This window comes from Mesorhizobium sp. YC-39 (assembly GCF_025753795.1).
Lineage (GTDB): Bacteria > Pseudomonadota > Alphaproteobacteria > Rhizobiales > Rhizobiaceae > Mesorhizobium.
Genome location: NZ_JAOWPS010000003.1, coordinates 541,742 through 562,382, shown reverse-complemented (window position 1 = coordinate 562,382; position 20,641 = coordinate 541,742). Strand labels below are relative to the sequence as shown.

Here is a 20,641-nt window from a genome sequence, read left to right as displayed (position 1 = left end):
AAAATGTCGCAAAACCCTTCATCGCTGGACGATTTGTTCGGCCCCGTCGCCGCCAAGCCCGACGGTTCGGAAGTGCTGGCGGCGCTGACGGCGGCGGCGCGCGAACGCATCCTCATCCTCGACGGCGCCATGGGCACGCAGATCCAGGGCCTGGGTTTTGACGAAAGCCACTTCCGTGGCGACCAATTCGCCGATTGCGCCTGCCATCAGCAGGGCAACAATGACCTGCTGATCCTGACGCAGCCCAGGGCGATCGAGGAGATCCACTATCAATACGCCATCGCCGGGGCTGACATTCTTGAAACCAACACCTTCTCCTCGACCGCCATCGCCCAGGCGGATTACGGCATGGAGGATGCGGTCTATGCGCTGAACCGCGACGGCGCCCGGCTGGTCCGCAGGGCAGCGCTGCGGGCCGAGCAGGAGGACGGCAGGCGCCGCTTCGTCGCCGGCGCGCTGGGGCCGACCAACCGCACCGCCTCGATGTCGCCGGATGTCAACAATCCCGGCTACCGCGCCGTGACCTTCGATGAGTTGAGCCTTGCCTATGGCGAGCAGCTGCGTGGTCTCATCGACGGCGGCGCCGACATCATCCTGATCGAGACCATCTTCGACACGCTGAACGCCAAGGCGGCGATCTTCGCCTGCAATGAGATCTTCATCGAGAAGGACGTGCATCTGCCGGTGATGATCTCCGGCACCATCACCGACCTGTCCGGCCGCACGCTGTCCGGCCAGACGCCGACGGCGTTCTGGCATTCGGTCCGTCACGCCAACCCGTTCACGATAGGCCTCAATTGCGCACTAGGCGCCAACGCTATGCGCGCGCATCTGGACGAAATATCAGGCGTCGCCAACACCTTTACCTGCGCCTATCCGAATGCCGGCCTACCCAATGAATTCGGCCGCTACGACGAACGTCCGGAATTCATGGCGGCGCAGATCGAGGATTTCGCCCGCGAGGGCCTGGTCAACATCGTCGGCGGCTGCTGCGGCTCGACGCCGGACCATATCCGCGCCATCGCGGCGGCGGTGAAGAAATATCCGCCGCGCGCTGTTCCCGACATCGAACCCAGGATGCGCCTGTCCGGCCTCGAGCCGTTCACGCTGACCGATGAGATCCCCTTCGTCAATGTCGGCGAGCGCACCAACGTCACGGGCTCGGCGAAATTCAGGAAGCTGATCACGGCGGGCGACTATGTCACCGCGCTTGATGTCGCCCGCGACCAGGTCGCCAACGGCGCCCAGATCATCGACATCAACATGGACGAGGGCCTGATCGATTCGAAGAAGGCGATGGTCGAGTATCTCAACCTGATCGCGGCCGAACCCGATATCGCCCGCGTCCCGGTGATGATCGACAGTTCCAAATGGGAGATCATCGAGGCCGGCCTGAAATGTGTGCAGGGCAAGCCACTGGTCAATTCCATCTCGATGAAGGAGGGCGAAGAAGCCTTCCTGCATCATGCCAGGCTGGTGCGTGCCTATGGTGCGGCGGTTGTCGTCATGGCCTTCGACGAGGACGGTCAGGCCGACACCAAAGCGCGCAAGGTCGAAATCTGCACTCGCGCCTACAAGCTGTTGACCGAGCAGGCCGGCTTCCCGCCAGAGGACATCGTTTTCGATCCGAACGTCTTTGCCATCGCCACCGGCATCGAGGAGCACAACAATTACGGCGTCGACTTCATCGAAGCCGCTAGGCAGATCACCACGACGCTGCCGCATGTTCATATTTCGGGCGGCGTGTCGAACCTCTCCTTCTCGTTCCGCGGCAACGAACCGGTGCGCGAGGCCATGCATGCCGTGTTCCTCTACCACGCCATTCAGGCGGGCATGGACATGGGCATCGTCAATGCCGGACAGCTTGCCGTCTACGACACCATCGATCCGGAGCTGCGCGAAGCCTGCGAGGATGTCGTTAACAACCGTGAACCGAAAGGTGGTGGCACGGCGACCGAACGCATGCTGGAACTCGCCGAACGCTTCAAGGGCACGGCCGGCAAGGAGGCGCAGGAGCGCGATCTCGCCTGGCGCGACTGGCCTGTCGAGCAGCGCATTTCGCACGCCCTGGTCAACGGCATCACCGAATTCATCGACGCGGACACGGACGAGGCGCGGCGCGCCGCCGAACGGCCGCTGCATGTCATCGAAGGTCCGCTGATGGCCGGCATGAATGTCGTCGGCGACCTGTTCGGCGCGGGAAAAATGTTCCTGCCGCAAGTGGTGAAGTCCGCGCGCGTCATGAAGCAGGCGGTGGCCGGGCTGCTGCCGTATATGGAGGCGGAGAAGCTGGCCAACGCCGCCAATGGCGTCGACAATGGCGAGCGCCAGACCGCCGGCAAGATCCTGATGGCGACGGTTAAGGGCGATGTCCACGACATCGGCAAGAACATCGTCGGTGTGGTTCTGGCCTGCAACAATTACGAGATCATCGACCTCGGCGTCATGGTGCCGGCGGCGAAGATCCTGCAGACGGCGCGCGAGCAGCAGGTCGACATTATCGGCCTGTCCGGCCTGATCACGCCGTCGCTCGACGAGATGGCGCATATGGCCGCCGAGATGGAACGCGAAGGTTTTGACATTCCGCTGTTGATCGGCGGCGCGACCACCAGCCGCGTGCATACGGCGGTAAAGATCCACCCACGCTACACCAGCGGCCAGACGGTCTATGTCGCCGACGCCAGCCGCGCCGTCGGTGTGGTATCGGCGCTGCTCTCGAATGAGGCCAAGGGCGGCTATGTCGAGAACGTTCGCGCCGAGTACAAGAAGGTCGCCGATGCGCATGCGCGCTCAGAAGCCGACAAGCAGCGGCTGCCGCTGGCCAAAGCGCGGGCCAACGCCCACAGTATCGACTGGGCGGGCTACGAGCCGCCAAAACCGTCGTTCCTCGGCGTCAAAGCCTTCGAAGGTTGGGATCTGGCGGAGCTCGCGCGCTATATCGACTGGACGCCATTCTTCCAGACCTGGGAGTTGAAGGGCCGTTACCCCAAGATCCTTGAGGACGAAGCGCAAGGGCCGGCTGCACGCCAGCTCTTCGAAGATGCCCAGGCGATGCTGAAGAAGGTCATTGCCGAAAAATGGTTCGCGCCCAAGGGCGTGATCGGCTTCTGGCCGGCCAATACCGTCGGCGACGATATCAGGCTGTTCACGAACGATAAGCGCTCGCAGGAACTGGCGACCTTCTTCACACTGCGCCAGCAACTGGCCAAGCGCGACGGCAAGGCCAATGTCGCGCTGTCGGATTTCGTCGCGCCCGCCGACAGCGGCAAGGCCGACTATCTCGGCGGCTTCATCGTCACCGCCGGCATCGAGGAAGTGGCGATCGCCGAGCGTTTCGAGCGGGCCAACGACGATTATTCCTCGATCATGGTCAAGGCGCTGGCCGATCGCTTCGCCGAAGCCTTCGCCGAGCGCATGCATGAGAAGGTGCGCAAGGAGTTCTGGGCCTATGCGCCAGATGAGAACCTGGCGCCGGACGACCTGATCGGCGAACCCTATCGTGGCATCCGCCCCGCGCCCGGCTATCCGGCGCAGCCCGACCACACCGAGAAGGCGACACTTTTCCGGCTGCTCGACGGTGAGCGCAATGCCGGCGTCAGTCTGACCGAGAGTTTCGCCATGTGGCCGGGCTCCTCCGTCTCCGGCCTCTATCTGTCGCATCCGGAGAGCTATTATTTCGGCGTGGCCAAGGTCGAACGCGACCAGGTCGAGGACTATGCGCGGCGCAAGGCCATGCCGTTGGCCGAGGTCGAGCGCTGGCTCGGGCCGATTCTAAACTACGTGCCGGCGCAAGGGCTCGACGCGGCCGCGTGAGGCATGGTCGCAGGGAGCTGCGCTATCTCTTTGGAATAAGAAGATTTTGTCCGGGAAGCCGGGCGCGCCTCAATGGCAACAACTTTGCTCCGGTTGCACGCTCGTTCTACACAGGCAGGACGAGCTGATCGGCACGTCCGCCTTGGCGAGTGCTTCGGTGAGCCTGGCCTGCAGCGCGGGCAGCTCCTCGGTCTCGCCGCGCAGTTTCAGGCACTCCACCAGCCCGTGCAGCGCCCACACATTGTTCGGGTGCCGGGCACAGCGTTGCACCGTGCCGCTTAGGCCGAGATCGTCGCGGTAGACCTGCTCGGCCTCCTCGCGGTGGCCCTGGTCCAGCAGCAGTGCCGCCAGCGCATGGCGCGGCGGGTGCATCCACGCCCACGGCTCGGTGTAGGAGAGATTATCATCGAGCTCGACCGCTTGCCGCAGACGCACATAGGCCTCGTCATGGCGGCCCTGGTGATAGGCAAGTTCGCCATCGAGCAAGGCCGCACCGACGGCCAGCGAGGCCCGTGTTGGGTTGCTGAGGAACCGCCGCTCGGGCGGGATGCGCGCGAGGTGCTGGTGAAACCGCCCGCGTTCCTGCTCCGCTTTGGCGAAATCCCCGAGCGTCGCATGCGCGACGCCCTTGGCGTAGTGCTGCATGGCCGTGGTCAGCACGTAAAGTTCAGGCTCGTCATTCATCGGTTCGTCGATGATTTCCGGCCAGCGGCCGAAGCGCACCAGCACATGCGATCTCATGGCGTGGTAGCCTTCCACCGTCTGGGTGAGCTTTGGCCGGTCCGGGATGCTCACCACACTTGGCGTGACCAGGCTGCGCACCTTGTCGGCGGCCCACAGCGCCGGCTTGTGCTGGCCGAGGAACATGCAGGTGAACATCATCAGATGCAGGTCGTGGCAGCAGCCAAGTAGATAGTAGGTCGGCTCGCCCGCATAGGCGAGATAGAGGTCGTTGGCGCGAACCGCCTTCTCGCTAGCAAGCTTCGCCTTCTCGTATTCACCGCACAGCACGTAGATGTGCGCCGGCATGTGGTTCATATGCCCGGCATCGGGGCACATCGTGCCGAGCAGATCGGCCGAGCGCATCCCGCGTTCGGGCATGGTGGACATTTCCAGAAGGTGGATGTGCAAATGGACGATCGCCGGGTGTTGCGCCGCGCCGGCCTCGTCGGCGAGCCGGATCGACTGCTCGCAAACCTCGAGCGCTTCCAGAACATCCGAATTCGGTGCGGGCTTGCCGGTCTTGAGGTCCCACAGGCGCCGCACGGTGCGCATCATCAGCGCCTCAACGAACAGCGCCATCACGTCATGGTCGTCGGGAAAGCTGACATAGACGTGCCGCATCGCGGCGGCGTAGGCATCGTCCCATTGCTCGAATTTCGGCGGCGTCGAGACATGCGGCTCAGGGAAACGGCAGGCCAGCGCCTCGATCAACCACCTTTCCACATCGCTGGCGCGAGCGGCGTTGGCGCGCGCCAACTGGACATGCTCGAAGCAACGCTTGGCCGCCCTGGCGGCTTCAGCCTCACCATGCTCCTTCCAGGTCAGGTTGTAGAAAGGTCCGGCGGCATAGGCGATGCCCCAATGCACCATCGGGCAATCAGCACCTGTTTCCAGCGCCTTCTCGAAACACTTGATGCCTTCTTCGTGGTTGAAGCCGTAGCACCAGTTCAAGCCGATATCGAACCAGCGCTGGGTCTCCGCTGAGCGGGTGGAGATGGAGCGGTGGTAGCCGCCGAGGTTGAAGCGATCCATTCTCTTCTCGCGCAAGTCTTGCCGGCGAGCCTGAGCCGGATTCATCTGCGATCAATTTGTGCTGAATGCGCATGACAAACGCAACCGCTGTGAGAAGCGTCCTCAAGGGGCGACCTTGCGACGTGTTGGTGCACCCGCCTGCCTCGGATTGACGCGTGACCCATTAGCTGCAAAGTATATTAACGTTCTGTTTACCAAATATTAGTCGCGGCAGGACTTGGGGGTCATTTTTGGAACCGTTTCTGGGTGCGAACCGCCTCAATTGGGATGATCGGGCCGAACTGCATTCGACCGACACGACGGGCAGCTACCACATCGAAAATGTGCTGGCAGGCGGGTCCAATCTCTATGAACTGGAAACGCGCGAGGTCGGTGATATCATCGGCAAGGATATCGTCCATTTGCAATGCCATATCGGGCTTGACACGATCAGCTTGAAGAATCTGGGTGCGGGCAGTGTGACCGGCCTCGACTTTTCACCGACCGCGATCGCAGCGGCACGGGATTTCGCTGCGAAGGCAGGCACAGATGATGTGCGTTTCGTGGAAGCGCCGCTATTCGAGGCAGTCGAAGCGCTCGGGCGAACCTTTGACATCGCTTATGTTACCTGGGGTTCGGTAAACTGGCTGGACGACGTGTTCCGCTGGGCGCGGGTGGTTGCCGATCTCCTGCGGCCCGGCGGCCGGCTCTATCTGGCCGAGGGCCATCCCCTGATGTTCCAGTGCGACCGCAAGGCTGCGGCACTGCAGTTCAAGCACGACTGGCGAACGCCAATAGCGCGGCCACTCACGTGGAACGAGGAACGGACCTATACCGGCGACGACCGCATCTTGAAACACCCACGTTATTATGAGTGGATTCATCCGGTCAGTGACGTGGTGAACGCGCTGATTTCAGCCGGGCTGACGCTTGATTTTCTCAATGAGCATGACACGGTTTCGTGGCAGCACTTTTCATTTGCGGTAAGGGCCGGCAAGGATATGTACGGCTTGCCGGAGAACTCCCCCAAGATCCCAATGGCCTATTCCATAGGCGCGACGAAGCGTAGCGTCGGCAAGATACCATACCTTGTTACTCCCAAGGCGATTGAGGGCCACTAGTCCTACTATTGATCCCGTTTGCATTGTCATCGCGGAGCTATGGTCCTCTCCGAGATCAAAGCATGCAACGGCGCTCGTCAGGCCCGCGATCTTCCGAGAAACCCTTAGTTGGCATTCACTTTACCGGGATCAAGTCGCGGCGCTTGGCCATTGTGAGCACGGTTTCGAGCTTCCACACATTGGACGTTGCGAGTTTTCGTTGCGCGCATCGGGGCACAGGCTGTGTGCCCCGCAAGCGCCAACTCCTTGCTTGTGACCCTTCCAATTCCATTTGAAGCGTCAGTAACAACGATGACTTCGCGTATTCCCAGCTGACCCATTGCGTGACCGGACCACGATTGCGAAGCATAATGGCCGCCGGTACACCCCGATTTGCTCCGGAGATAACAGGATATATGTGCTGCCTTTGCTGACCGGTATTTAAAACGATAAGCACGGTTGCGGGAACGCACGAATTTTTTCTGAAAGGCAGGTCGGGATTTGCAGATTTTGCGGCCCTATATTGCTTCTAACGGGTCTATCAATACGATCGCGCTCACATTCGATCTCAAGGTCGCTCAGGCAAGCACTTGCTCACGGCGGCCGGCGGAACCAGGAGGCATTCGGAATGGGCGCGGATCTCAAATCACCGGCAATGCATGATCTGGCCATCGGTCTTCACACGACGGGCACACGCCGGGAATTCGATAGCATGGGTGAAGTCGAGGTCTCGGCCGACCGCTACTGGGGCGCCCAAACCCAGCGCTCGCTGCAGCATTTCTCGATCGGCGACGATCGTATGCCCAAGGCGGTCTACCACGCCTATGGCTATGTGAAGAAAGCCTGCGCCCTCGTGAATCATGCTGCGGGCAGACTGCCCGGATGGAAGAAGGACGCCATCGTCCGCGCGGCCGACGAGACCATCGGCGGCGCGCTCGACGATCACTATCCGCTGTTCGTCTGGCAGACCGGGTCCGGCACCCAGAGCAATATGAACGTGAATGAGGTGATTTCCAACCGAGCAATCCAGCTGCTCGGCGGTACCCTCGGCACGCAGAAGCCGATTGGCCCGAATGACGACGTAAACATGGGTCAATCGTCGAACGACACCTTTCCGACCGCCATGCATATCGCGGCCGTCGAAGCCATCGATAGGCTTCTTGTTCCGCAGGTGATCAGGCTTGTGGAGACGATCGAGCGCAAGGCGGATGGCTGGATGGATGTCGTCAAAATCGGCCGCACCCATTTGGAGGACGCCGTGCCGCTGACGGTCGGTCAGGAATGGCATGGCTGGGCCGGCCAGATCCGCGACGCCATCGTCGGGATCGAGGCGAGCCGGGCCGGTCTCTACCAGCTTGCGGTGGGTGGCACGGCCGTCGGCACGGGCCTCAACGCGCCGAAAGGCTTCGCTAGGGACGTCGCTGCCAAGATCGCCGAGCTGACCGGCAAGCCCTTCGTCACCGCGCCGAACAAGTTCGCGGCGCAAGGCTCGCTTGATGCGATGGTCCGCGCTCATGGCGCGCTGCGCAACTTGGCCGTGGCCCTGATGAAGATAGCCAACGACATGCGCTGGCTCGCCTCAGGGCCGCGATGCGGCTTCGGCGAACTCCTGCTGCCCAGCAATGAGCCGGGCTCGTCCATCATGCCGGGCAAGGTCAATCCAACGCAGTGCGAGGCGATGGTGATGATTTGCATCCAGGTGATGGGCAACGACAACGCCGTCGCCTTCGCCGGCAGCCAGGGCAATTTCGAGCTCAATGCAATGCGCCCGGTGATCATCAACAACTTCCTGCACTCGACGCGGATCCTTGCCGATGGCTGCGGAAAGTTCCGCGAGCATTCGGTGGAAGGCACCGAGCTCAACCGCGACAAGATCCGGGAGTATGTCGAGGGAAGCGTGATGCTTGTGACCGCGCTTTCGCCGGTGATTGGGTATCAGAACGCCGCCCACATCGCCGAAAAGGCGATCGCCGAAGGGCTGACGCTGAAGCAGGCGGCGCTGGCGTCCGGCAAGGTGTACGAGGCGTTGTTCACCAAGACCGTCAAGCCGATCGAGATGGTCGGTAGCGGCCTCGCGGGCGCTTGATGCTGACGGAGCGCCCGCCAGCCCGCGACGTGGCGCATGTCGCGTTGCGACTGGGTCGGCTGATGCTGGCCAATGGGGCTGACACGGTACATGTCATGGAAGCGGTGATCGAGTTCGCGCGGCGGCTCGAATATTCCGCGCATTTGCTGGTCTTTTCCGAGGGCCTGCTTCTCACGCTCGAGGATGGCGAAGGGTTTCACACCCGGCTTGGCCCGACCATCGCTGGCACCGCCGTCAATATGGGCGCGCTCGCAACGCTCGACGAGATTCGCCGGCGCGAGATTTGTGCGCCGTCCGACATCGCGAAAATCGATCGGGAATTGAACCAGCTCGAGCACAGTGGCAATCGCTATCCGCATTGGCTCGTGGTCCTCGGCATGGGGCTGACCGCAGCCTCGCTCGCGCGGCTGTTCGGCGCCGTATGGGCCGTAGTCGGCGTCTCGGTGCTGGTCGGGATCGCCACCCAGCTTCTGCGCCAACGTCTCGGGGCCTCGTCCGCCAACCCCGTAGCGGGCGCCGCACTCGCCGCCTTTGGCGGCGGATTGCTCGGAGCGCTTGTGATGAAGGCGTTCCCCGGGGCCTCGCCGACGCTCTGCCTTGTCGCGGCCGGTATGATCCTCGTGCCTGGCGTGCCTTTACTCAACGGCGTGCGCGACACGCTGGGAAATCATGTCGGTACCGGGATCGCGCGCCTGACTATGGGTACAGTGACCGTTCTGGCGATCGCGCTTGGCCTTTTCCTGGCCGCAAGTGTCGCAGGCGACACGCTTCCGGTCGGCGAAACGCTTCCTTTGCTCCCGGTGGGCGAGGACTTCCTGTTCTCCGCGCTGGCCGGAGGCGGGTATGCGCTGCTGTTCAACGTTCCAGCGCGCGCGGCTTGGGCTTGCGTCCTGTGCGGCATGGCCGGGCATGGCCTGCGTACTGCTCTGGAGCATCTCGGCCTCGAGTTGAGCGTTGCGTCCCTGGTCGGCGCCTTTGTGGCGACATTGGTCGCACGGCTTCTCGCGCAGCGCTTCCGCGTCCCTCCAGTCGTTTTCGCCTTTCCAGGCATCGTCGCAATGATTCCCGGCTCCTATGCCTTCCGTGCCGGGATTGGCGGTCTTTCCATCATGAACGCCAGCTCGGGCGCATCGCCTGCTCTGATCGGCGAGACGATCGGACTTGCTGTCACGGCCACGGTCGTCACCGCAGCTATCGCGATCGGCCTGTGCCTGGCCCTAGCCGGCCACCGGAGAATCAAAGCGACAGGAGGCTAGCGAGGACACGTTGCATTCGCATGTGGACCGGCGAGGACGGGAACTCGCTCTTCGAAGAGGGCTGGATCGATCTCGCCGAAGAGATGCGAGGCGGCAGCGTCGGCAAGGCTGTGCCGGCCGTCGAGAGCAGCGGACGATGGTGTCGGCCCCATAACCGGCGTCGGAGACGGCAACAGCTCCAGGATGTCAAGCGGAGACGCTGATTCGTTCCAGCACTCGGCCGCCAGTGATCGAAAAGTGCAAAAAGTTTTAAGACCCGTGAAGGTCAAAATTAAATACTTGAAAGCTAATATTCCATCGTTGGGTCGGCCCGAGAATTCGATTGGCAGCTGAGGAATCGCCTATTGGCTCTTTTCCGCGCTAGGTTCGGCGGTGTTAAAAAGGCTGTGTTTTCGTCGGCAAATATTCCGGCGGCAATGGCCGTGCTGGTTATTGCCATCAGCGCAGTATTCGCGGACCACCAGAACAAAGTCCTATCGGACCAAGCCGCCCGTGCGGATGTTCTGGCCAAGGTCAATCTTATCCGCGCCAAGCTCGAAGGTAACATCAACGGAAACCTTCAACTCGTGCAGGGACTGGTCGCGACGGTCGTGACTGAGCCCTATATGGGACAGCAACGCTTCGCCTCGCTCGCGAAAAACCTGTTTGGCCCGGGCTCGCAATTGAAGAACATTGCCGGCGCGCCCGATCTGGTCATTTCCCTGATTTACCCGATGAAGGGCAGCGAGAAGGCAATCGGCCTCGATTACCGCAAGGACGAACGGCAACGTGCGGCAGCGCTGAGGGCGCGAGACGAGCGCAAGCTCATTCTTGCCGGTCCCGTCGACTTGCGGCAGGGAGGGCAAGGCTTCATCGGCCGTATTCCGGTTTTTGTACCGAGTGCGGGCAACACCGAAAGGTTCTGGGGCATCATTTCGGCCGTTGTCGACGTGCAGCGTCTTTATAAGGCGAGCGGCCTGCTTGACGATGATCTCGGGATTGACATAGCGCTGATCGGCAAGGACGCTCTCGGTCCAAGTGGAGAACAATTCTTCGGCAATGAGGGCGTCGTCAAAAGCGATCCGGTGACGGTCGACGTTCTGCTCCCGTCCGGTTCGTGGCGGATCGCAGCCATTCCCAAGAATGGCTGGCCGTCGACGCCTGCCAACGCGTGGCTCTTGCGCGCAATCATGGCGGCGGCCGGGGCGCTGGTTGTGATCCCCTTCCTGGTTACGGGTCGCCTGCTCGGCGAGAGACAGCGCAACTATGCGGAACTGCGTCGATTGTCGAGACGCCTGGAACTCGCCCTGGAGGCGTCGGCTATTGGCGTTTGGGAGCACGATCTCGCGACCAACGAACTTGCCTGGGACGATCGCGTCAATGAAATATATGGCAGACCAACTGGGGAGGGCCGCGGCTACCTGGACTGGGCGGGAGCAATCCACCCGGATGATTTGGCTGGCGCCAACGCAGATTTCGACAAGGCCGTGGCCGGCGGCGGACCATATTTGTCGGAGTACCGGATTATTCGTCCGGATGGCGAGATTCGGTATGTTCGATCCAAGGCGATCATTTACCGGGCCGCTGACGAGACCCCAAAAATGATTGGCGCGGAATGGGATGTGACAGCCGATGTCCTGTTGAACAAGGACCTGGTTCGCGCAAAACAGCTTTCCGAGTCGAAAAATGTGGAACTCGAGTCGGCCAGGGCGCGCATAGAGCACATTGCGCTTCACGATTCGCTGACCGGTTTGCCCAACCGGCGCTATCTCGACCAGGTGCTGGAAGATTACGTGGCAAACGCCAGGCGCTCAGGCGGGTATGCGGCACTGCTTCATATAGATCTGGACCGGTTCAAGCACATCAACGACACACTTGGTCACGCCGCAGGCGACGCAATGCTTGTTCACGCGTCGACTGTGCTCCGATCCAAGGTCGATGGTGAGGGATTTGTCGCTCGCATCGGAGGAGACGAATTCATCGTGCTCTGCGTGGTGCATGACGATATCAAGCAATTGGCGCTGCTCGCTGACCGCGTCATCTGCCAGATGCGCGAACCCGTCTACTATCAGGGCCATCGATGCCGTTTTGGCGTCAGCGTGGGAATTGCAGTCGATAATGGAAAAGATATCGAAGCCAAACACCTGCTGGTCAACGCTGACATCGCGCTTTACCGGGCAAAGAGGCGCGGGCGCAATCGATACGAATTCTTCGCCGAGGCGATGCAAAGCGAAATCGTCGACACAAAACGGGTTGCCGACGAAATTCTCGGCGGCCTTGAGCGCAACGAGTTCGTTCCCTTCTACCAGCCGCAATTTGACGCAAAAACGCTCGAAATTGTTGGGGTTGAGGCGCTGGCGCGATGGAGGCATCCGGCGAAGGGGATTTTGGCGCCCGATGTCTTCCTGAGGACCGCGGAGGAACTGAATGTCGTCTCGACAATCGATCGAACCATACTCGAGCAATCGCTTGCGGATTTCGAAGCATGGTCTGCTGCGAATATTCAAATTCCGCGGATATCAGTCAACGTTTCGGCGCGGCGCCTTCAAGATGAGGAACTCATAAAGAGTTTGAAAAAACTGAATATCAAGAAGGGGACAATTTCGTTCGAGCTCGTTGAGTCAATTTTCCTCGACGAAAATGATGATTTTGTTACCTGGAATATTGAGCAGATAAAAGAACTCGGAATTGACCTGGAAATAGACGATTTTGGTACTGGCTATGCCTCTATAGTCAGCCTGCTCAAGCTGCAGCCTCGCCGGCTGAAGATAGATCGCCAACTGGTCATCCCAATTGTCAAATCGCCACAACGAAGGCAGGTCGTCTCGTCGATCATTGAAATCGGCCAGTCCCTGGGTATCGAGGTCGTAGCGGAAGGTGTCGAGACGATGGAGCACGCCCGGATACTCAAGAGCTTGGGCTGCGACATACTGCAGGGTTATGCCTTTGGGAAGGCGTTGAATTCCGATGGATTGAAGGCCTTTGTTCGATCCCGGCGTCTGCGCGCTGTCAGCTGACTTTTGATCCTGCCTAAGGGATTTTGGATGGGCCGCTCCGGTTGAGTGCAGGAACCCTCCCGCCGCCCTGGCAGCTTCGCCATGCAGTGATTGGATATTCGAATATTCTAATTTAATGTATACTCATCTTTCGGCATGGAGGTGGGGTCTCTGGCATGATTGATTCAGAGGTGTTCGACTTTGTCGAACGCTGCAGAAAGCACACGGCAACAGCGCCGCTCCTGGACGACCTTCTTGAAACCGTGAGAAATCTCGGCTTCGAGCATCTTATCCTGAGCGGGGTTCCGCTCAGTGGTCAGAAACTTGCGCCGATGGTCGAACTGAATGGTTGGCCCAGGGGCTGGTTCGAGCGCTATGTCGAAGCCGAGCATGCTGCCGTTGACGGGGTTTGCATTTACTCGGCAAAGACACTGAAGCCCTTCTTCTGGGCCGATGTTCCCGCAAAATGGTCCGACACGGACGACTCCCGACGTGTGGCCGGTGAAGCGACGGAGTTCGGCATTTGCAGCGGCTTTGCGGTGCCGATGCTCAGCGTCCACCATTGGCAATCCGTGCTGTCATTTGCCTCCTCGCAAAAGCGCTGCAGCCTGTCGCCGCGCCAGCAAGTGCAACTGGTGACGATGGCGGTCTATGCCGGCATGTCGATCCAGGCTTTGTCGAATGAGGATGACGGTGATGAAGGCCCACTGACCGAACGGGAGAGGGAAGTGCTCTTGTGGGCTGCGGCCGGCAAGACCTCGTCGGAAACATCCCAAATCCTTGGTCTGACCGAGCGCACAGTCAAATGGCACTCAACGCGGGCTCGCGAGGCTTTTGGCGTCGCCACGACCACGCAAGCCGTCGTTGAAGCCGTGCGCAGGCGTCTGATCCACCCTTAGAGCATGATCCCGAACCGAAGGTCACCGTAGCAAAAAAGTTGCAGACTTTTCGGACAAGATCAAAAACAAAGAGCTAGAACAGGACGACCGTCCTGTTCTAGCCGCGTCAACTGTTCGATCGGACAGGTGACGCATATTAGGATGACTGCAACTATTCCCCCAAAGAATAATTGGGGGTGCGCTATGATCACGGCTCATGTCGTCAATGCGCAGAACAAGCATCTCTACGAGAACGAATTCGACGAGTTTTTGCGCCGGCGGCACGATTTCTTCGTGCACCAGAAACATTGGCGCCCTCCGAGCCCGGATGGTCGCGAGCTAGACCAGTTCGATACCGACGCAGCAACTTATCTGCTCGGTATCGAAGACGGACGCGTTGTGACCTCGGCCCGGTTAATCCCAACGAGCGAGCCGCACATGGTCTCGGAGGTTTTTCCTCATATGTGCGAGAGATCCGGCGTCCCCCGGCGTCCCGACTGGGCCGAATGGACGCGCACCTTCGTCGTTCCCGACAAACGCTCGGCCGGGCTGCGTGGCACGCTGACGCAGCTGTGCTGCGCGGTGATGGAATACGCGCTCGACGAGGGCCTGAGTGCTGTGGGCGGTGTCCAGGAAACGTATTTCATGCCCCATCACGGCGCGCTGAAGTGGCGGGCCGAGCCGATGGGCATGGCGCGGGAAGAAAACGGTGAATGGTATATCGTCGCGTATATCGACGTGAATGAGGCGGCGCTGGCGAGTGTTCGCAGAATACTGAGGATCGATCATTCGTTGCTAGTTCGGCGAGGAACCCAAATGCCGTTCACTCTGCCCGCATCATCACTCGTCGCTTAAGCAAGCGTGGGAGTCAGTGTCTCTAGGCAGCACCAACAAACAAACCAGCCAACTCAGCCGCGTTAATCCTCGGCCGGATTTGTCGAGTAAAAAGGGACGTCCGCGTTCCGGCATTATGCACCGGAAAAGTGTTCCGGCTGCGATTTTTCATTTCACTTAAATACTTGTTTTTATTGAAGAAAATATTTGGCTGGGGAACCTGGAATTTAAGCAAAGCCACTTTTCGGCACTGTTAAGTCATTGAAATCGCAAAAAGATGTTGTGATTCATAGGGTTGGTGATAGAAGAGGTGCTAACGAAAGGTGCTAATGTTATGCACCTGGGTGGGGTATCTCTCAAATGAACAAACTGCACCGGCGCAAGGCCGTCTACTACGCTCTAGTCCATGTTCCGACTGATTTAATCTCGGCCATGAATGGGCAGAAACAAAAGTGGGTTTCGCTTCGCACAAAGGACCGCGAAGAGGCGAAGCGCCGACAGCCCACCGTCTTAAATCAGTGGGTGGCAACCTTTGACGATATGCGCCGTCGCCGTGAACTCACCTCCGACGACAAGGCCGTTGCGGTATGGGACCACTATGAAGCGATCCTAGCTCTCGATGAGCAAAAGCGTCGCGCGATGCCGACGCCTACCGATATTGAGGCGGAAGAGCAGCGACTGTTTCGACGCATCGACAAGGGCGAGATCAGTTCTGCCGATTTCATCGGCATGATCAACGCCTTCACCGAGTTTGAACTTATGTTGCGGGCGCGCACAGATGACGCGAACAATCGCGCCCGCCGCCTCACAGGCCTTAAATCCGCGCTAGCGTCTGGCAACACCACAATAATTGAAGCTGCCGTTCTGGACTTCATTTCCCGCAACCGCTTGCTGATTGGCATCGGCTCCGATGAACACCGCGAGCTTTGCGCCCTCATGATACGGGCAGAGGTTGAAGGCTTGCAGCGCACCCTTGAGCGCGACCAGGGCGACTTCTCCGGCATCCCGAAAGACCCGATTGTTGTCGAGCCGGTAAACCGGCCGGAACCTATAGGCTCGGCTGGGGAGGGGATTATGCAGGTCTTCGCCAAGTATGAGGCGGAGAACCCGAATAACATCCGGCCTGAGACGTTCACACAAGCGCGCCGTGACGTGCAGCATTTCGCGGACCTTGTTGGACCGCGCGTCCGGGTGTCCAAGATCGACAAGCGCATGGTTCGCGAGTGGAAGGAAGTTCTCGCCGAATGGCCGGTGAAGGCGACCGAAACCGCCGCGTTCAAGGATTTGAGCATCCGTGAAGTTGTCGCCAAGAACAAGACCTTGGCGAAGCCCAAGCCGACCCTTACCCGAAATACGCTCCGGCGCTACCTCGCGAGCCTTGGCGGCTTCTGCCGGTGGCTGGCGAAGAATGACTATCTCGACGCCAACCCCGTCGTCGACATGCTGCCGAAGAAGAACGGCCCGACGAACGAGCGCGACACGTTCACCGACGAAGCTCTGACAGCCCTGTTCACGTCGCCGCTGTTCAGGACTTGCAAAAGCGCGGAATGGCGCGATCTCGACAAGTCCGGCAACGTCGCGGTGCGCGATCATCGTTTCTGGATACCGCTGATCATGGCCTTTAGCGGCGCTCGACCCGCAGAAATTGCGCAGCTTCACACCGCCGATATTCGGCAGGATGATAATGTTTGGATCATGGACATCAACGACGAGGGCGAGAACAAGAGGACCAAAAACCAGAACTCCAAGCGCGTTGTGCCAATCCACCCTGAATTGATCCGTATCGGCTTTGTGGGGCACTGCAAACGTATGGCCGCTGCCGGTGAAAAGCAGATGTTTCCTGAAGTCGAGATACCGAAGGAAGGCCAGATTGCTGCGCAGTTCTCGCGTGAATTCAATCGTTACTTGTCTGACATCGGGGTTAAGACCAGCAAGAAAATCGTTACCTACAGCCTTCGTCACACTGTCGTAGATCAGCTTCGGACTGCCGGTTTCATGGACAATGAGATTGAAACCATCGTCGGCCATGAGAAGCGGACGCAGACCAGCAAATATGGGAAAAGGCGGGAAGGCACCCTTAAGCTGCGCGTCGATCTGGTGAAATCGATTAGCTACCCAGCGCTTGATCTGTCGCACCTCCATATAGCAGAATAAAAAGCGACAAGGCTAAAAGGCTAAAAGGCTAAAAGGCTAACAGATATCATCGATGTCAAAATATTGCTTATAAGCGAATATGACTATATTATATAGAATCATGACGCATTAGTTGTGGAGAATAGGAAATGGGTTCAAGCTATGGAAAAACGCCGGTCGCAATTTTTATTAAAGAGAATGTTAAATCCACGAACCAGAGTCTAAAGGATATCGAGGAGCAAACGGGCATCAGTGTGCATACGCTCGATTTGGTCATCAGTGGGAGAGTCGAAGTGCCTTTTAATTGGATTCCGGCACTGGCCACAGCACTAAGGGTAGATGCTATTCATCTCTTCTTTCTCGCATTTCAACAGTATTTTAAGTCTGATCTTATCTACGATATCTGCCAGCTTAGCATAAATGAGCGCAACCCAAATGAGTGTGGTTGGGTGAAGGCCTTGCGAGCGGTGCACCGACGTTGAGATAAGTCCGTAGTCGGCTCAAGCCCAGGTCCGCTGAATCCCTATGTCCACTAAAGAGTCTCTTAATGGACGGTGAGTCCCTTCCTAGCGTAGCGGTGTTGATTGACGCCGAAAATATTCCGGCGCGCTTTGCGGACCGAATCTTTGAGGAGGTGGCCACCATCGGTTATGCCAGTGTGAGGCGGTCGTATGGCGATTTCACCGGTCTATGGTCCACTGCCTGGGCAGCGGCGTTTGCACGTCATGCGGTTGTTCCACGACAACACTTCAGGGCGGGCAGTGGAAAGAACTCTGCCGACATTGCCCTTGTCGTGGATGCAATGGAGCTATTGAGCGACACCACACTCGACGGGATCTGCCTGGTTTCAAGCGACAGTGATTTTTCGCCTCTCGCGGTCCGGATCCGGGAGCGAGGTATCGCGCTCTATGGGTTCGGAAGGGCTGACACACCCGAGCGTTTTAGGCAGGCGTGCAGACGCTTTATTTATCTCGAGAATCTTCCTGCGAGAGACGTTTCAGCGTCAATGCCCCCCAATGCCAAAGTTTTGGTGCCCGTAGCCCAAGCCGCCGGCGTTGTTCGAAGGGCGCTTATGCACGCGCAAACCCAAGAGGGATGGGCTTTGCTCCAGGACGTTGAACAACTCCTGCGAAGGTTTCGAGCGGACTTCGATCCGCGGACATATGGGCATCGCAACCTGCTCAGCCTCGTCCAGCGAACAAAGGAATTCGCGATTGATCTCCAGCACGACGGCGGACCTCGTATCCGGTTCAGACGGAAGGTTGCACGCAGTCCTGGCGTGATAAGAGCCTGAATGGCACTACCCCCATGGCGAGTTGGTAGATGCGTCTACGTTAGACCTTTCGGTTGACCTCGAGCCATCGATCGAGAGCCAGGATCAGTTTCGGAGCAATCTTTGATTTGCCTGGCGGCTTCCTCAAGGCAGTCCAAAGTGACGTGTCGTATGTGCCGAAGCCGAGCTCGAGTCTGACCGCCCTTTGAGTGATCCCCCGCCTCTTCATGATTTCTTGGATCCTGGCATGAGCCCAGGTAAGCAGGTAGCCGTCGGCTGAGCATGACTTGGATCCTGCCGACGCCGCATTCTGCATTCGGGCCCAGGAGAGGAATGCTTTTTGGTCGCTCTTTGACGCGTTCTTCCACGCTGCCTTCAACGCGCCCAGCCTCGTTGGGGGTTTTACCAGGCCCGCGACAATAGCCGCCTGTCGAACCGATGTGTAGACACCCGCAAGAAGGTCCGCATTGATTGCAGGGTGCTCTTGTTCGAGGCGTCGTTTGTAGTATCGGCTATCCCGCTTCTGAGGTCTTGGCATCTGATTCTAGCGCGTCGTCGTGATGGTGTTGGACGCGAGATTGCCATCAAGCTGTCGGGTAACCAACTCAAAATCGGCGTAGATACATCTACTGTCTTACCTGCCGTCCGATCCAGCTTCCGCTATATTGCCACGCGAAAGCCTAGAGGCTTACCTCATCCCCTTTTATTCGAGAAGGCCATGGAAACCGACAGCTCACATTCTCCATCCCCCGATGTCCGACCGGCGCGAGAGCGGTCGCCAGATGAGCATAGAGCAGGATTCATCCAGCAACTGCGTGTCAGTCGCGCCTATGGGCATCCTGTTCCGTTTGAAGTGGCTTCGCTCTTTCCGGCTCCAAGCGCCCCCCTGCACAGTGACGACGTAGCCGCTCTTGCGCAGTTCGATGCTATTGTGGACGAACTCGAATTGCAAAGCAGAATTGCACCAGGCTCAGGAAACGGCGACGACAAAACCGCGACAGCTGCCGTCAACGGTTTTGCGACAGCAGACACTAGCCGTCGACCCGAGGAACATCAGCCACCACAGGGGGTTAGCGGCAATGATCCGAAAGCTTGTCCAGTTGCACCCATATCTGCACCGTTGATACGAGCTAGTTCCCTTAAGAACCGTAATAGTGATCGCAGCAGACTCTCCTCACGCCTCAACCCTCGTAGAACCACCTGGGAGCGATTGAGCGCAGAAGACCGGTTCGTGGCGACGATAGAGGCGGCTGGACGACGTCAAGGCATCGCTCTCACGTTGAACCTGTCTAAGGAGAGAGAGATCACTCTGAGAGCCAGCAAGGATCCGGCGCGGCTTCTATCGACATACATCAATCGAGAGTTGGGCAAAGCTGGCTTAGCTGCTGCCTACTCTATTCGTTTCGAAATTTCGCCTGCGGGTAGGCTTCATGTTCACGGTGCCGTTGTGGATAGCTCATACGACCCGTCGAGTCTGAACGAGCTGAAAAGAGCGCTTGTCGCTGCGGCAGGCAAGATCCACGGCAAGGCAGGTTCTAGACAGTGCGTTTTTAGGGAACTTTATTACCCGGCCGGATGGCATGCGTATCTGCGGAAAACTCGGCGCAAGATCTGCCATGAACTGGGAATCGACAAGATCACTTTTATCTCCCGCGGAATGCGCGAGATTGCTCGTGCCGACTTCCACGAGCGATCACGTCAGGCAGGCCCTGATCGTAGGCGCCAGGCCGACAAACCCGCCCAGTGTCCCTAGAAACTCATGTGAAGATCTTCTTCAGCCTGGCAGAGCGTTCTTCAGTGACCTCCGGATCCGGCTCTCCTGATGCCTCTTGAAGCGCTGCCAGCCATGCCCGTTCGTTAGCGGTGATATCCTTGACGAACAGCAGACGCACCCGAGACAACATCTCCGGCTTGAAATGACGTTCGAGGCACAGTCCCAGCAGCTGGGAGCCATCGCATCCTAGTGCATACGCGAGGGCTGGGACCCGGTCGAGTGGCAGCTTTGCCTGGTCTTCGATGAATGCGTGGATCATGTTAGCGTTGGAGTATCCAGCCATGATCCCGAGATCGGTGTAGTCGAGGTTCGATAGTTTAGCATGCTTCTCGATGAAGACCGCCAGATTGCTTCTCGACCCGGGTTCTGCTCTTCCAAACATTGTCGTTTCCTTTCTCGAACAAAAGCTCAGTTTGCTTCTGAGTGAGCTATAGCTTTGCAAGAAAGGGGCCTTGTCTCAGGAGTGAGGGATGTCGAGCGCCACATTAACCGGGATGTTGGACGTTAAGCCTGGTTACGCACGCCGGACTGATTGCGCTGCTCAGAACGTGCGCGATCGATCATCAAGTCGTTTGTCTCTGAGCGTAGGCCGAACGCTTCTTGGGATTGGCCGCGTCGGCGCAGCAAGGCACGGGACGCGATATCCAGTGAATGTTGTGAGCATCTGATTGCCGGGGAGGTCGACGCTTACCGCTCCTCTGGATCGGCTAGGAACCAATCACATTCGGTCCCCAGCCAATTCCATTGCGGGGAACCATCGAAGTCCTAGGGTTTTTTAATTTCCG

13 protein-coding genes are annotated in these 20,641 nt (G+C 58.9%); 11 read left to right on the top strand and 2 right to left on the bottom strand.

Annotated features, from left to right (window positions below; all coding sequences use genetic code 11):
• Positions 1-3: 3 nt before the first annotated feature.
• Positions 4-3,813 (top strand): methionine synthase, encoded by a 3,810-nt coding sequence (metH, locus tag OHD62_RS19585; RefSeq protein WP_263785033.1) that lies wholly within the window; start codon positions 4-6, stop codon positions 3,811-3,813.
• A gap of 69 nt (positions 3,814-3,882) precedes the next feature.
• Here metH and OHD62_RS19580 read toward each other — a convergent pair whose 3' ends face one another.
• Positions 3,883-5,568: a tetratricopeptide repeat protein gene (locus tag OHD62_RS19580; protein ID WP_263785031.1), complete on the bottom strand. Its 1,686-nt coding sequence runs from the start codon at positions 5,566-5,568 to the stop codon at positions 3,883-3,885.
• A 230-nt stretch (positions 5,569-5,798) separates the two neighbouring features.
• Between OHD62_RS19580 and OHD62_RS19575 the strand changes: the two genes are divergently transcribed.
• The 10 genes from OHD62_RS19575 (at position 5,799) to OHD62_RS19530 (ending at position 19,835) form a co-directional block, all read left to right on the top strand.
• Positions 5,799-6,668: a class I SAM-dependent methyltransferase gene (locus tag OHD62_RS19575; protein ID WP_263785029.1), complete on the top strand. Its 870-nt coding sequence runs from the start codon at positions 5,799-5,801 to the stop codon at positions 6,666-6,668.
• A 607-nt stretch (positions 6,669-7,275) separates the two neighbouring features.
• Positions 7,276-8,733, top strand: coding sequence for a class II fumarate hydratase (fumC, locus tag OHD62_RS19570; protein WP_263785027.1), 1,458 nt, complete (start codon positions 7,276-7,278; stop codon positions 8,731-8,733).
• Positions 8,733-9,989 carry a threonine/serine ThrE exporter family protein gene (locus OHD62_RS19565; RefSeq protein ID WP_263785025.1) on the top strand — a complete coding sequence of 419 codons (1,257 nt, stop codon included), beginning with the start codon at positions 8,733-8,735 and terminating at the stop codon, positions 9,987-9,989. Before fumC ends, OHD62_RS19565 begins: the two co-directional genes overlap by 1 nt.
• Positions 9,990-10,405: 416 nt before the next feature.
• Positions 10,406-12,985, top strand: a complete 2,580-nt coding sequence (locus tag OHD62_RS19560; protein WP_263786811.1) for an EAL domain-containing protein — start codon at positions 10,406-10,408, stop codon at positions 12,983-12,985.
• 155 nt (positions 12,986-13,140) lie between these two features.
• The gene (locus OHD62_RS19555; RefSeq protein ID WP_263785023.1) at positions 13,141-13,863 is read left to right on the top strand and encodes a LuxR family transcriptional regulator; all 723 of its coding nucleotides are present in this window, start codon (positions 13,141-13,143) and stop codon (positions 13,861-13,863) included.
• A gap of 183 nt (positions 13,864-14,046) precedes the next feature.
• Positions 14,047-14,697, top strand: coding sequence for an acyl-homoserine-lactone synthase (locus OHD62_RS19550; protein WP_263785021.1), 651 nt, complete (start codon positions 14,047-14,049; stop codon positions 14,695-14,697).
• 339 nt (positions 14,698-15,036) lie between these two features.
• Complete coding sequence (locus tag OHD62_RS19545) at positions 15,037-16,830, top strand: site-specific integrase (protein ID WP_263785019.1); 1,794 nt, start codon at positions 15,037-15,039, stop codon at positions 16,828-16,830.
• Between the two features lie 128 nt (positions 16,831-16,958).
• Entirely contained in the window at positions 16,959-17,291 is a 333-nt protein-coding gene (locus OHD62_RS19540) for a hypothetical protein (protein ID WP_263785017.1), read from the top strand.
• A 65-nt stretch (positions 17,292-17,356) separates the two neighbouring features.
• Positions 17,357-18,103: an NYN domain-containing protein gene (locus tag OHD62_RS19535; RefSeq protein ID WP_263785014.1), complete on the top strand. Its 747-nt coding sequence runs from the start codon at positions 17,357-17,359 to the stop codon at positions 18,101-18,103.
• Between the two features lie 697 nt (positions 18,104-18,800).
• On the top strand, positions 18,801-19,835 hold the full coding sequence (locus tag OHD62_RS19530) for a hypothetical protein (protein ID WP_263785012.1): 1,035 nt from the start codon (positions 18,801-18,803) through the stop codon (positions 19,833-19,835).
• A 4-nt stretch (positions 19,836-19,839) separates the two neighbouring features.
• On the opposite strand, the gene OHD62_RS19525 is transcribed toward OHD62_RS19530, so the two are convergent.
• Positions 19,840-20,238, bottom strand: a complete 399-nt coding sequence (locus OHD62_RS19525; RefSeq protein WP_263785009.1) for a hypothetical protein — start codon at positions 20,236-20,238, stop codon at positions 19,840-19,842.
• Positions 20,239-20,641: the final 403 nt, after the last annotated feature.

Coding starts and splice junctions, on each gene's coding strand:
- fumC (WP_263785027.1), top strand. CDS start 7,276: ATGGGCGCGGATCTCAAATCACCGGCAATGCATGATCTGGCCATCGGT.
- metH (WP_263785033.1), top strand. CDS start 4: ATGTCGCAAAACCCTTCATCGCTGGACGATTTGTTCGGCCCCGTCGCC.
- OHD62_RS19565 (WP_263785025.1), top strand. CDS start 8,733: ATGCTGACGGAGCGCCCGCCAGCCCGCGACGTGGCGCATGTCGCGTTG.
- OHD62_RS19535 (WP_263785014.1), top strand. CDS start 17,357: ATGGACGGTGAGTCCCTTCCTAGCGTAGCGGTGTTGATTGACGCCGAA.
- OHD62_RS19545 (WP_263785019.1), top strand. CDS start 15,037: ATGAACAAACTGCACCGGCGCAAGGCCGTCTACTACGCTCTAGTCCAT.
- OHD62_RS19555 (WP_263785023.1), top strand. CDS start 13,141: ATGATTGATTCAGAGGTGTTCGACTTTGTCGAACGCTGCAGAAAGCAC.
- OHD62_RS19550 (WP_263785021.1), top strand. CDS start 14,047: ATGATCACGGCTCATGTCGTCAATGCGCAGAACAAGCATCTCTACGAG.
- OHD62_RS19580 (WP_263785031.1), bottom strand. CDS start 5,568: ATGGATCGCTTCAACCTCGGCGGCTACCACCGCTCCATCTCCACCCGC.
- OHD62_RS19525 (WP_263785009.1), bottom strand. CDS start 20,238: ATGTTTGGAAGAGCAGAACCCGGGTCGAGAAGCAATCTGGCGGTCTTC.
- OHD62_RS19530 (WP_263785012.1), top strand. CDS start 18,801: ATGGAAACCGACAGCTCACATTCTCCATCCCCCGATGTCCGACCGGCG.
- OHD62_RS19560 (WP_263786811.1), top strand. CDS start 10,406: ATGGCCGTGCTGGTTATTGCCATCAGCGCAGTATTCGCGGACCACCAG.
- OHD62_RS19540 (WP_263785017.1), top strand. CDS start 16,959: ATGGGTTCAAGCTATGGAAAAACGCCGGTCGCAATTTTTATTAAAGAG.